This is a genomic window from Lacticaseibacillus camelliae DSM 22697 = JCM 13995 (genome assembly GCF_001311195.1).
Classification (GTDB): domain Bacteria; phylum Bacillota; class Bacilli; order Lactobacillales; family Lactobacillaceae; genus Lacticaseibacillus; species Lacticaseibacillus camelliae.
The window spans coordinates 19,644-32,290 of the sequence record NZ_BBAJ01000001.1; the positions used below are offsets into that span (position 1 = coordinate 19,644).

General features: G+C 57.1%; 9 protein-coding genes and 3 pseudogenes. 7 read left to right on the forward strand and 5 right to left on the reverse strand.

All coding sequences use genetic code 11. From position 1 onward, the window contains the following. Positions 1-187: 187 nt before the first annotated feature. On the forward strand, positions 188-1,069 hold the full coding sequence (locus JCM13995_RS00095; RefSeq protein ID WP_054661263.1) for a DMT family transporter: 882 nt from the start codon (positions 188-190) through the stop codon (positions 1,067-1,069). Between the two features lie 104 nt (positions 1,070-1,173). On the opposite strand, the gene JCM13995_RS00100 is transcribed toward JCM13995_RS00095, so the two are convergent. Both JCM13995_RS00100 and JCM13995_RS00105 read right to left on the reverse strand, forming a co-directional pair. After that, the gene (locus JCM13995_RS00100; RefSeq protein ID WP_054661266.1) at positions 1,174-1,695 is read right to left on the reverse strand and encodes a GNAT family N-acetyltransferase; all 522 of its coding nucleotides are present in this window, start codon (positions 1,693-1,695) and stop codon (positions 1,174-1,176) included. A 21-nt stretch (positions 1,696-1,716) separates the two neighbouring features. Then, positions 1,717-1,959, reverse strand: coding sequence for a hypothetical protein (locus tag JCM13995_RS00105; RefSeq protein WP_054661269.1), 243 nt, complete (start codon positions 1,957-1,959; stop codon positions 1,717-1,719). A gap of 160 nt (positions 1,960-2,119) precedes the next feature. Between JCM13995_RS00105 and JCM13995_RS00110 the strand changes: the two genes are divergently transcribed. Further along, positions 2,120-3,610 (forward strand): glycoside hydrolase family 1 protein, encoded by a 1,491-nt coding sequence (locus JCM13995_RS00110; RefSeq protein ID WP_054661272.1) that lies wholly within the window; start codon positions 2,120-2,122, stop codon positions 3,608-3,610. 98 nt (positions 3,611-3,708) lie between these two features. Here the strand turns inward: JCM13995_RS00110 and JCM13995_RS00115 are convergent, their stop codons facing one another. Then, positions 3,709-4,008, reverse strand: a complete 300-nt coding sequence (locus JCM13995_RS00115) for a hypothetical protein (RefSeq protein WP_379909673.1) — start codon at positions 4,006-4,008, stop codon at positions 3,709-3,711. Between the two features lie 315 nt (positions 4,009-4,323). After that, positions 4,324-7,153 (reverse strand): annotated as a pseudogene (locus JCM13995_RS00120) (cation-translocating P-type ATPase). A 265-nt stretch (positions 7,154-7,418) separates the two neighbouring features. On the opposite strand from JCM13995_RS00120, the gene pyk reads away from it, so the two are divergent. Next, positions 7,419-8,864 (forward strand): pyruvate kinase, encoded by a 1,446-nt coding sequence (gene pyk, locus JCM13995_RS00125; RefSeq protein ID WP_054661278.1) that lies wholly within the window; start codon positions 7,419-7,421, stop codon positions 8,862-8,864. 170 nt (positions 8,865-9,034) lie between these two features. Beyond that, positions 9,035-10,347: pseudogene (locus tag JCM13995_RS00130) on the forward strand (NCS2 family permease). Between the two features lie 230 nt (positions 10,348-10,577). Here JCM13995_RS00130 and JCM13995_RS00135 read toward each other — a convergent pair. Then, positions 10,578-11,159 carry a TetR/AcrR family transcriptional regulator gene (locus JCM13995_RS00135; RefSeq protein ID WP_054661280.1) on the reverse strand — a complete coding sequence of 194 codons (582 nt, stop codon included), beginning with the start codon at positions 11,157-11,159 and terminating at the stop codon, positions 10,578-10,580. A gap of 278 nt (positions 11,160-11,437) precedes the next feature. Between JCM13995_RS00135 and JCM13995_RS00140 the strand changes: the two genes are divergently transcribed. The 3 genes and pseudogenes from JCM13995_RS00140 to JCM13995_RS17370 all read left to right on the forward strand — a co-directional run. After that, entirely contained in the window at positions 11,438-12,178 is a 741-nt protein-coding gene (locus JCM13995_RS00140; RefSeq protein WP_054661283.1) for a WxL domain-containing protein, read from the forward strand. Positions 12,179-12,250: 72 nt separating this feature from the next. Then, complete coding sequence (locus JCM13995_RS14160) at positions 12,251-12,412, forward strand: hypothetical protein (protein ID WP_156314253.1); 162 nt, start codon at positions 12,251-12,253, stop codon at positions 12,410-12,412. Further along, positions 12,406-12,609 (forward strand): annotated as a pseudogene (locus JCM13995_RS17370) (WxL protein peptidoglycan domain-containing protein); the annotation flags it as partial. The gene JCM13995_RS14160 and the pseudogene JCM13995_RS17370, both read left to right, overlap by 7 nt. Positions 12,610-12,647 lie beyond the last annotated feature (38 nt).

The window sequence follows — 12,647 nt, forward strand, 5'->3', positions numbered from 1 at the left end:
TATTTTGTTCTTTAATACCTCTATTATACGCATGACTAGGCGAAAGCGGTACCTCGGACGATTATTGATGCCCGGTTTGGGCGGCACCTGATGGGCCAAAATGTGGTCGCACGGCCGCTTAAGCAATATCCGTGAGGTAAGTTTATAATGTTGACTTAATGATTATTTCAAGTAGGGGGACGGCCATTTGCAAAAAGAACAATCACGTGCCGGCCATTTGGCAGCGCTGTTCACGATTCTGCTGTGGGGGACGACTTATATCGCGACCAAGGTGCTGCTGAGGCACTTTGGCCCGCTCGAGATTTTACTCACGCGGTTTGTGATCGGTTATTTGACGCTACTCATGATGCGGCCAGGTCGCGTGAGGCTGGCGCGGCCAAAGCAGGAATGGCTGTTTGTTTTTGCCGGACTCAGCGGCATCACCTTATACTACCTGCTTGAAAACTTAGCGCTGACCCAAACCACCGCCAGCAACGTGGGCATCATCGTCACGATCTCCCCGTTTTTCATGGCGCTGCTGACGGTCGTCTTTCTGCACGCCAAGCTGCCTAACCGCTGGTTTTACATTGGGTTTGTGGTGGCGATGAGCGGCGTGATCCTGGTCAGCGACCACAGTGAAGTCGCGATGGTCGGTCACTGGCTGGGGGACGCACTGGCCGTTCTGGCCGCGCTGGTCTGGGCTGTTTATTCGCTCCTGACGGCCAAAATAGGGACGCTGGATGTGAATCTGATTCAGGCCACCCGCCATACGTTTTTTTATGGGATCTTATTCATGCTGCCGCTGACGTGGCTGTTTGGCTTCAAGCTGGACTGGCATGAGCTGGTGCAGCCGGTCAATCTGAGCAACTTCCTGTTTCTGGGCATCGGCGCCTGTGCACTGTGCTTTGTGACCTGGAGCTTCGCGGTGAAGCGGCTGGGGACGGTGCGCACCAGTGTCTACATGTACCTGGTACCGGTGATCACGCTGGCCTTTTCCGTGTGGCTCTTGCACGAGCCACTCACGCCGCTGATCATGCTGGGGGCCGCACTGACTCTGGTGGGCCTGTGGCTGTCCGGAAAAACAGCCTAGCGCTGGTTAGCAAAAGACCCATGGCAGCATTGCCATGGGCCTTGGCTTAAATTCAGGCTGTTTCACGTGAAACGGCAGGGCGGGTCAAACCTGGCCGTTGCGTTTTAAAGCCCAAACGCCGGGTCGTATTCAAGCCGGCCGGACACGTTCTCCAAGCCGCCTTGGCGAATCGGTTTGATCATGAATTCGGCGCCTGTGAAGGGACCGGTAATGTCATACTGACTAGCCGGCAGGTAACCGAAGCGGCCGTAAAATTTGGGGTCGCCAAGGATGCTGATGGCCATGCGCTCGTCTTCACCAGCCTGCATTTCCAGGTATTTGATGAGGTTGCTGCCCACGCTTTGGTGCTGGTAGGCAGGCAACACGGCCAGCGGGGCCAGGACAAATACCGGCCAAGTTTGCGCGTCGCTGATGATCTTGGCCGCGGAGAGCAGGGCGCTGCCGATCACGGCACCGTCGTCGCTGGTGGCAATGACATCGTAGTCGGGATCGTAGGTGGGACTCTTGCGCAGTTTCTCGACCAACTCCGCTTCGTGGCCGTCGGTGTGGGCGGCCCCGGCGAAAGCCTGTCTGATGACGTCAAGGCTGGCGTCAAACTTTTTCGGGGTAATGGGTTCAATTTTCATCGTTATAAACTCCTTTGGTAATCAGGCGAAAAACAACATGACGATCATGACCCCAGCGGCGAGGACGAAGCCCCAAGGAATCAGGCGCTTGTAGACTGGCTGCGGTTCGCGTCGTAAAGCCAGGTACAAGCAGAGCGCGCCGACCGGTGGGAAGACTAAGGCGAGCCAGCCGATTTGGTGCAGCCACTGCAAGCCCAGCTGAGGAATGAGGTAGCCCGCCGCAAGCACCCAGTCAGGCGATGTGGTGCGGTCAGATTTAACCATGGTGTGTGCCTTCTTTCTAGTGACAAGCGTAGCACATCAAGCCGCTTCGGCGGGTCTTGAATAAAAAAAGTGGCATCGTTTTCACGATTTCTGGGTTACACTGATCATGTCCGCTGGCAGCCTTTGGCGACCAGCGGTGAGCCAGAAAGGAGTTTTTAACTTGGCATTTGATGATCACTTTTTGTGGGGCGGCGCCACTGCCGCCAACCAGTATGAGGGCGGCTACCGCGATGGTGGCAAAGGCCTGAGCACCGCCGATGTGATGACTGCTGGGGCTTACGACAAGCCGCGCCGGGTCACCTGGAAGAATCCGACCACCGGCGCAACCGGCGGCACCCCGATGCAGTTCGGCCAGGCCGGCCGGCAGGTTCCAGAAGGGGCGGAGCCGGCAGTATTACCCGGGGAATATTACCCTAGCCACATTGCCACCGACTTTTATCACCATTACCAGGAAGACATCAAGCTGATGAGCGAAATGGGCTTCAAGGTGTTCCGCCTGAGTATTAACTGGGCGCGCATTTTCCCAAATGGGGACGACGAAGAGCCTAACGAAGCGGGTCTGGCCTTCTACGATCACGTCTTCGATGAGTGCAAGAAGTACGACATTGAGCCGCTGGTGACATTGTCGCACTACGAAACCCCGCTGAACCTGGCAATCAAGTACAACGGCTGGGCGAGTCGCAAGCTGATCGATTTCTTCGTGAAGTACGCCACGACGGTCATCGAACGTTACAAGGGCAAGGTGCACTACTACCTGACCTTTAACGAAATCAACATGATCGACATGAGCGGTTTTCTCGGCGGTGGCATTATCAACGCGACCGAGCAGACGCGGGCCCAAGGGGCGCACAACCAGTTTGTCGCCAGCGCACTGACGGTGCGGGCGGCCCACAAGATCGATCCCGATGTCAAAATTGGCCAGATGCTGGCTTACAGTCCGCTGTATGCGCTGACGGCCGACCCCAACGATCAGCTCAAGGCGCAGGTCGACATGCAGGATACCTACTTCTTTGCCGATGTCCAAACCGGCGGGCACTATCCGGCCTATCGCCTGAAGAAATACGCTCGTGACGGGATCAAGCTCGACGACACGCCAGAGGATTACGAATTACTGGCGCATTATCCGGCCGATTTTCTCAGCTTTTCCTGCTATGGTTCTAACACCGTTACGACGCACAAGACGGCAGGCAGCGATGCCGGCAACTTCATGGCGGGTGTCAAGAATCCGTACCTGAAGACCAATGCCTGGGGCTGGGCGACTGACCCGCAGGTACTGCGCATTGCGCTGAACAACCTGTACGACCGCTACCACAAGCCACTGTGGGTCGTTGAAAACGGCATTGGCTGGGCCGATGAACTGACCGCTGATGGCAAGGTCCACGACAGCTATCGCATCGAGTACCTGCAGCAGAACATCGCGGCCATGCGCGATGCCGTAACGCTGGATGGCGTCGATCTGATGGGCTACACGATGTGGGGCTGCATCGACCTAGTTTCCGCCGGCACCGGCGAAATGAAGAAACGGTACGGCTTCGTGTATGTCGACCGCGACGATCAGGGTAATGGCACGCTGGCCCGCACGCCGAAGGATTCGTTCTACTGGTACAAGAAAGTCATCGCCACCAACGGCGAAGACCTCAGCAACAACTAGCCTTGGCTGGCCACTGACACGGATCGTGCTGGTGGCCTTTTTGGTGGCTTACGGCGCAAAAAAGCCCAACCGCTGAGGCGGCTGGGCTTGGTGAACCATCAGACGAGCGGCTCATAAACCAACTCGACCAGGTTTTTGTGGGACGCGATGTTGATGCCGGAAATCGGCTGGTCGAGGATCTTCTGATACTCATCCAGCACGTCGTTAGGCAGGGGCGTGAGCAAGTGTAAATCATCGATCACGTCGCTCGAGGTGTCAGTGGTGCTGAGGTCAGTAAAGAGGTCGATCTTGCTCATGCAGTCGAAAAGCAGGTCGCTCAGCTGCGATTGCGGCTTGCCGTTGCCGTCAATGATCACGACTTGCGAGTGGTTCAGCGGTTGGTGCTCAATCTGAAGCATTTTGATGGCGTGATAAACATCCACAGTTTTCACCTCACTATTGTTACCCCGATTGTAGGCATTCTGCTGGGAAAATACAACGACGAAACTGTGGGGCAGAGGATGGTCTCCGGCGGGATTCGGCTGGAACGTGGCGGATACCGCTTCGAGCCTCGCAAGCGAGTCTCTCAGTCGGATCTTGTTGTAAGCGGCAGCTGCGCATGGCTTAGAGTATGCGGCAAAGCCGCTTACTCTAAGCTCAAGCCGCTAACAACAATTTCGCCACTGAGCCGATCCCGCCTCCGACCATCCTCCTTCTGCGCCCCCGTTGGAGTGTCAATCGGCCTCTGGGATTTCGTTAGGTGAAGCGGACTGGGATTTGCCACCTTTTCCTGGACGCAGCGCCCAGTAGAGTTCCTTCAGGCCCGACAGGATGAAGGTTGGGATCGCCGGCAGGAAGATCACCGCCGCGTACAGCGGGGTCGACAGCGGCGCGGTGCCCATCACCTCGTTGAAAAACGGCATGAGGGTCACCAGCAGGGAAGCGCTGGCCGCAAAGCCCACGGCCATGAGGAGGCGAGGGTTGTTGAACGGATTGCGGCGGAACAGGGTGCGGGTACTGCGGGCGTCAAACACGTGCCACAGCTGGCCGAACACGAGGGTCAGGAAGGCCAGGGTCTGGGCCTGGCCGGCGGACATGCCGCTGGCAGCGCCCCAGACGAAGGCAACGTAGACCAACCCACCCATCACAGTGCCGCGCACGAAGATGCGGGTGAGCACGCCGGACAGGATCGACTGCTTCACGTTGCGTGGCGGCCGGTGCATGAGGTCCGCCTCCGGCACGTCGTAACCCAGTGCGAAGCTCGGTAAGGCGTCGGACACCATGTTCACCCAAAGCACCATGAGCGCGGTCAGCGTCGGTGTTGTCGCCGCAACCTGGCCGATCGGCTGAGTCATCAGCAGGACCCCAAAGAGCAGTGCGAGGACCTCGGCGACGTTGGTCGTCAGCTCGTGGCGCATGAAGTTTTTGATGTTGGCAAAATGGTGCGGCCGGCGCGGACGCTGTTTTCAATGGTCGTGAACTGGTCGTCCAGCAGGATCAGGTCGGCGGCGTCCTTGGTCACCTCGGTGCCGTTGATGCCCATGCGATGCCGATGTCTGCGGCGCGCAGAGCCGGGGCGTCGTTGATGCCGTCACCGGTCATCGCGACGGTTTCACCTTGGCGCTGCAAGGCGTGAACGATGCGCTGCTTGTGCTCAGGCGAAACGCGGGCGTACACACGGATGTCCGGCGCGAGGCGGAAGAGGGTGTCGTCATCCATGGCGGCCAGCTGCTTTCCTTCGATCACCCGGGCGTTCGGGTCGGTCACGATGCCAAGCTTCAGCGCAATGGCGCGCGCCGTCACAGCGTGGTCGCCGGTGATCATCACGACATTGATGCCGGCCTGGTGCAGCTCCTTCACGCTTTGCCGGACTTCCGGGCGCGGCGGGTCGATGATGCCGGCGATCCCGAGCAGGGTCAGGTGCTGCTCGAGCTGGGCTGTGGTGCCGTGCAGGGCGAGCGCCTCATCGATGTCGCGGACGGCAACGGCCAGTGTGCGCAGGGCCTGTTCGGCGAAGCGGTTCACCTGGTGTTCGACAGCGGCGCGACCCTCTGCGATGGGGATCATTTTGCCGTGGTCCTCGATCAGGTCAGTTTTTGCCAGCAGCACGTCCGGCGCACCCTTGGTCAGGACTTGGTACCGGCCGGCGTCCTTGATCACGACGCTCATCATTTTCCGTTCAGAGTCAAACGGCAGCTCGCGGATGATGTCGATGTCCAGCGCCTGGTCCTTGTTGAGCACGGTGTCGCGGTCGACCCCGCTCTTGTGGCCCATAACGATCAGGGCCACGTCGGTTGGGTTCCCGTAAGGCTGGCTGCGGCCGTCTTCGTCCGCCTGGATCGCCGCATCGTTGTTCAGGACACTGGCAAGCATGAAGCGGGTGAAGCCCGGCGTGTCGTCTTCATCATCGGGCAGAATTTCGCCGACCGGTTCGTAGCCGTCGCCTTCGACGACGTAGCTGGCACCGTTGGCGTAAAAGCGCGTGACGGTCATCTGGTTGCGCGTCAGGGTGCCGGTTTTGTCAGAGGCAATGTAGCTGGTGGCGCCGAGGGTCTCGACTGAGTTCAGTGACTTGATCAGGCCGTTGTTCTTTGCCAGCATGGTCGCACCGATCGTCAGCACGATTGACAGCACGGCCGGCAGGGCATCCGGAATGGCGGCCACCGCTAAGGCGATGGCGGTTGACAGGGATTCGGCAAGGACCTCAAAGGACAGTGTACCGGTTTGCTGCACGGCCTTGACCATTTCAAGAATCAGCGTGAAGGCGACGATGATGATCGCGACAATCATCAGCTTTTTGGAAAGCGCAGCAATGGTGCGCTCAATCGGTGTTTTCTTGGTTTCGACCTGGTTGAGCAGGGTCGCAATTTTCCCCAGCTCGGACTGCATCCCGGTGGCCACGACGACGCCCAGGCCGTTGCCGTGGGTGACCGTTGCGCCGGAGAAGCCCATATTGGTGCGGTCGCCGACTTGGGCGTCGCCGTCGAGGGCGTGGGTCTGCTTCTGGACCGGCTCGGCCTCGCCGGTCAGGTGGGCCTCGTTGGTTTGCAGCTCGGCACATGGAGCCAGCGGACGTCGGCTTCAATGAAATCGCCGGTTTTGACGCTGACAATGTCGCCGGGTACCAGCTGGCTGGCCGGCACGGTTTCCCACTCCGAGTCGCGCAGGACCTTGGCGTGGTGGTCGGCCATGACCTTCAGGCGTCCAGCGATTTCTGCGCACTTTTGGCCTGCCAGAAGGACAGGCCGGCATTAATGAAGATCAGTAGGAGGATCGCGATGCTTTCGTACACGGCGGCCATGCCGTGAGCCGGGTCGTCGCGCACGAAAAAATCGTAGCCGGCGCTGGCCCATGCGAGTCCGACAGCAATGAACAGGATGATGACCAGTGCTCCTTCAGGCTGAGCAGGAACTGCTTCCAGGCCGGGGTCTGCTTGGCCTGCGCTAAGGCGTTTTCGCCGTACTCGCTGAGGCGAGCCGCCGCTTCCTGCTGGCTGAGGCCGGTACTGCGGTTGGTGTGGAGCCGGTTTAGGACGTCTGCTTTATGTTCGTTGTGGGGGTTCATTTTATTCCTCCTTGGAAGACAAAAGGGCACAGCGTGCAAGCGGCTTTCCTCCCCGAGAAAGCAAACTTGAGCGCAGCGCCCAACCGAATGTCTAGTATTGATTACCTAAAGCTTAACGGAACGATAATTATGTTGTCAAGTTTACTGCCTTAACGATTGGTAAAAGAAAGCGTTTGTATTATTGGCTGGATTCCTCTAAAATAAGCTTGTGACTGCATTCACGTAGTCAACTTAAGTAGGGCAATTAAGAGTATGGAGGACAAACATGCGCAAGACAAAAATCGTGTCGACTCTGGGGCCGGCATCCAATGACTTAGAGACCATCGTCGCCTTGATCCACGCTGGGGCCAATGTGTTCCGCTTTAACTTTTCTCACGGTGATCATCCTGAGCAGCTGGGCCGGATGAACCTGGTCAAGCAGGCAATGAAAGAAACCGGCATCAAGGTGGGGCTGATGCTCGACACCAAGGGCGCCGAGATCCGCACCGGTGAAAACGTTGACGACGCCGTGTTCCATTACGAAACCGGCGACAAGATCATCCTGACGATGAACACGGGCATCCAAAACGTCAAGGACCGCATTGACGTGACCTACGCCGGCCTCTTTGACGACGTGGAAGTCGGCGGCCAGATCCTGTTTGACGACGGTCTGCTCGGCACGACCATTTTGTCGAAGGACGCCAAGAAGCGCGAGCTGACCCTGGGCGTGCAGAACCCGGCGGAACTCGGCAGCAAGAAGGGCGTCAATGCCCCTGGCGTGTCCCTGAAACTGAAGGGGCTGACAGACAAGGACCGCGACGACATCAAGTTTGGGGTCGAGCAGGGCATTCACTTCATCGCGGCCAGCTTTGTCCGCAAGCCAAGCGATGTCCAGGACCTGCGTGACTTGCTGGAAGAAGTCGGCGGCCAGGACGTGCTGATCATCCCTAAGATCGAGTCGCAGGAAGGCATTAACAACGCCGACGAGATTATCCGGCTCGCCGATGGCGTCATGGTGGCGCGTGGCGATATGGGCGTCGAGATCCCTTACGAAGAAGTGCCAGCCGTTGAGCAGGAGCTGATTCACAAGGCCAACCTGATCGGCAAGCCGGTCATCACCGCGACCCAGATGCTGGATTCGATGCAGGAGAACCCGCGGCCGACGCGTGCCGAAGTCACCGACGTTGCGTTTGCGGTGCTGCAAGGCACCGATGCCACTATGCTCTCCGGCGAATCCGCCAACGGGGACTACCCGGTCGAATCCGTCCACACCATGGCTGTGATCGACGAGCGTGCAGATAAAATGCGGCCGCTGCACAGCCCCGTGTTGAACGAACTGAAGCAAAGTGGTTCCATCACCACGACGACGGCGATCGCTGCGGTCACTGCCGCCGAGCGCGTTTCCGCCAAGGCCATCATCACACTGACCTCCAGCGGCTACACCGCCCGTCAGATCAGCCGGTTGAAGCCGGCGGCGCCGATCATTGCGCTGACTTACACTGAGCGCACCGCGTCTCAGCTGTTGCTGTCATGGGGTGTGACCCCAATGGTGCTGCCGAAGGGCGACGCCTATGAAGACTTGATCGCACAGGCTGAAAAGCGCCTGATCAAAGAAGGGGTGGTGGCTGCAGGTGACGTGATCGTCATTGTGGTCGGGCTGCCCTTATACCAGGCAGGTTCAACTAATAACGTGCTGATCTCGCGGGTCAACGAGGACGGGGCAAAGGACTAACAAATCCGAACAAGAGAGAGAAGCCGGTGAAGGTCGGCTTCTCTTTTTGCCTAAAATCGGCTAAAACACGAACATTAAATTAGTCCAGTTGTACTATTTACAATTTTAGCCGAATATTCTATGATGGGTTGCGTGCTGAAATGAAACTTTCAGAAAGCAGGCAATTATTCATGAAACAAAAGCTTCTAGATTACTTCGAGGTCGATGAACTGGGCACCACGGTGCGCCGGGAAATCCTGGCGGGCTTCACCACGTTTATCTCGATGGCCTACATCTTGTTCGTCAACCCGTCCGTGCTCGGCGCGGCCGGAATGGACAAGGGCGCCGTCTTCACGGCGACCGCCTTAGCCAGTGCACTGGGCTGTATCCTGATGGGGGCGCTGGCCCGCTACCCGATCGCCACGGCACCGGCTTTGGGCATTAACGCCTTCTTCGCGTACTCGGTCGTCATTGGCATGAAGATCCCTTGGCAAACCGCGCTGGCCGGGGTGTTCGTCGCCAGTCTGATTTTCATTTTGATCACGATCTTCAAGCTGCGGGAAATGATCATCGATGCGATCCCTGCCGACCTGAAGTACGCGATTTCCGGCGGGATTGGGTTGTTCATCGCCTTTTTGGGGCTGAGCAACGGCAAGCTGATCACCGCCAACAAGTCGACAATTGTCGGTCTGGGTTCGCTCGAGAATCCGCTGGTGTGGCTGACCATTTTTGGGTTGATCGTGACTGCGATTCTGATGGTTAAAAAAGTCCCAGGCGGGATTTTCATCGGGATGGTGTTGACCATCATCCTTGGTCTCGTCACCGGTCAAATCAAGCACCGAGCCGGCTGATTTCCTTGGCGCCCAGTCTTAAACCGACATTCGGCGTGGCCATCAGGCATGTCGGCGACATTAATACGTTGCAACTGGCAGTCGTGGTCCTCACCTTCCTGCTGGTCACGTTCTTTGATACAGCGGGCACCCTGGTCGGCCTGGCCAACCAGGCAGGGTTCATGAAGGACAATAAAATGCCGCGCGTCGGCAAGGCGCTGGCCTCAGACTCCACGGCCATGCTGGTCGGCTCAGTGCTCGGCACCAGTCCTGTTGGGGCCTATGTTGAATCCTCAGCCGGCATCGCGGTCGGCGGCCGCACTGGTCTCACCGCCATCACCACCGGCGTGATGTTCCTAGTCGGCATGATTTTCTCGCCACTGCTCTCAGTCGTTACTGACCAAGTCACTGCCCCGGCACTCATCATCGTCGGCGTGCTGATGGCGCAGTCACTAAAGAATATCAACTGGTCGAAACTGGAAATTGCCATTCCGTCGTTTCTGATCATGATCGGCATGCCGCTGACCTACAGCATCTCCGACGGCATTGCGCTGGGCTTTATCATGTATCCGATCACGATGATTGCGGCGCACCGCGGCAAGGAAGTATCCCCAATCATGTACGGGCTGTTCTTCGTCTTCATTGGGTTCATGTGGATCCTGAACGTCGGCTGACGAGGCGTAATTAGATAGTGATAACAAGGCGGTGCAGCCCCGAGTGGTTGCACCGCCTTTTTGACTGTGGAGAAGGGAGAATAAGCCTAAGCTTTTTTCAGAAAAGTGGTTCAAATGCTGTTAAGGCGCAAGTCAGCGGGCAAATAAGCACTAATTTTTTCGGCGGGCCATTTTACGTTCAACAGGATGAATCATTTTTACTTCCATATAAAGGGTCAACTGGCAAGTGATCAGAGTTGATGGTTAATAGTTTTGGTGGTTGTCGCTGGTCCCGGTAAGCCCAGAGTGGCCAAAACTTGGTTGAATTCGTTAACTTGTACGGGCAGGTTTGTCAGCGCCTGGTCATTGATAAGTTGGCTGATGAAACTGTACGTGAGGACGGCCAGATGCTGCGAGACCGCGAGGGAGCAGGTCAGCTTGATCCCGCGCCGACTGAGGTCCCGTTGAAATAGGCAAGTAATGTGCTGGATGGCGATCTGCTGAAAGCTGGCCTCAGCCGTGTTGATGTTGCTCAACAGCTTCGCGTGAGGCAGCAGGTCAGGATTTTCTTGGCAGGAAGAGACGACCAGGTTGATGGGACACCGGTTCAGGAACAATGCCGTGAGCTGCTCAGTTGTCTCCTCAATCAGCGCGCAGGCTAGGGCGTACTTATCCTGATAGTGATTGTAAAAAGTGCTTTGGCCAATTTCCGCGCGGCTGGCGAGCTGGCGCACGCTGATGGTTTCAAAGGACTGCTCTCTCAGCAGCGCATAAAACGCGTTGGTGATGGCGCGGTGCGTCTTGCGCACCCTTAGATCGCTGGAATTTTGCACATTATCTTCTCCTCACACAGAAAGCTCGACTCTGGCGAAGTGAATAGACTCCGACTGCATTGTAGTCGGGTCCCTTTTTGGTCTACAAGCATAAGCACCCGCGTACTGGGCAGTTCCGTTCAGGATGACCAATAATGGTCAGGACTGCTGAAGTCACCACCAACGCACAGCGGCGCGCGTTTATACTCCCCTTGTTTAGAGTAGTGATACTGGCGAAAACTCTAACGATTTGTTTTTGACGACGGATTGCATCACGTCAATCAAGGAGGGTATTAGGAATGAAAAAGACATTATTTGTGACGGCCGCGGTCGTGGCAATGACGGCGGCAGGTGCACTGACAGGAGTGCAAAGCGTATTTGCGGCAGATGCCAATGGAAATGCCCAAGGAACAACCAACGCCGAGTTCAAGGTAGAGGCCGGTAGCGGTGGTACAGATGGCGGCGACACTGGTAATGACAAGGATCTTATTCTTAACAAGATTCCGGACCTAAGATTTAATCTTGATGGTACTAGCAACGGAGCCGACCCTAAGGTTGGAAATATCATCAGCGGGGTAACTTTGAAGTATGCGGATGGAAATGTGGAGACTAAAACCAACGATAATGCTGAGAACCAAAAAGGACTCATTGAAGTCTTGGACTATCGCGGCACTAATGCCGGATGGAACTTGTCTGCTCAGGTTGGCAAACCGACAAATGGCAAGACCACCCTGGAAGGCACGCTGACGTTGCACGCACCAATCTCTATGTTTACCAATGCGGACGTGACAGCGGCAGGGAATACTGTTGCAGGCACCTTGACGGCTGGCGGTGCAAACGTTCAAATCTGGCAAGCAAAGGCCGCTGTTGCTGGAACTGATGCTCAGCATCCTGCGACTCCTGGCGAAGGGGCCGGTACTAACGATGCGACTGTAGACAATGGCACGACATTTGATATTGCATCAAATGCTAGCGCCACCACTGGTCAGTACGATGCGCTTGTCACCTGGACGCTGGCTGGCACACCTGAGATGAACTAAATCTCTACGGGTGACACCATGACGGCCAAGGAATTGTCTTGGTCGTTTTGCTTATAGATTGGGGGAACAGGCGTGAAGGTGCGGAAATGGTTGATGGGTGTGATCCTGATCGCCGGCAGTTTTTGGCTGCAAACCGGGCACGTGGTGCAGGCGGAAGGCGCGAGTTTTTCGGTGAGCCCACAAATCCCTGAGAATCACGCTCGGCGGTGTCGAATTACTATGATCTGGTGGTAAAGCCGGGGACAACACAGAACCTATCGCTTTCGGTTACCAACCGGACGGCGGAAGTGCGGCACGTGCGCCTGAGCGTGACTGACGCATGGTCGCAGTCGAATGGGCAGGTCAGTTACAGCCCCGGTGCGCCGGCGGACGACTCGGCCGAGCACCGGCTGACTGATCTGGGGCCGGCACCAATGACGCTGACCCTGGCACCCAAGGAAGTGAAAACCGTCACGGTCCCGCTCAAAAT

What these genes read in the sequence shown, in the direction of transcription:
- pyk (WP_054661278.1), top strand. Translation starts at nt 7,419, where the DNA reads ATGCGCAAGACAAAAATCGTGTCGACTCTGGGGCCGGCATCCAATGAC.
- JCM13995_RS00115 (WP_379909673.1), bottom strand. Translation starts at nt 4,008, where the DNA reads ATGCTTCAGATTGAGCACCAACCGCTGAACCACTCGCAAGTCGTGATC.
- JCM13995_RS00105 (WP_054661269.1), bottom strand. Translation starts at nt 1,959, where the DNA reads ATGGTTAAATCTGACCGCACCACATCGCCTGACTGGGTGCTTGCGGCG.
- JCM13995_RS00140 (WP_054661283.1), top strand. Translation starts at nt 11,438, where the DNA reads ATGAAAAAGACATTATTTGTGACGGCCGCGGTCGTGGCAATGACGGCG.
- JCM13995_RS00100 (WP_054661266.1), bottom strand. Translation starts at nt 1,695, where the DNA reads ATGAAAATTGAACCCATTACCCCGAAAAAGTTTGACGCCAGCCTTGAC.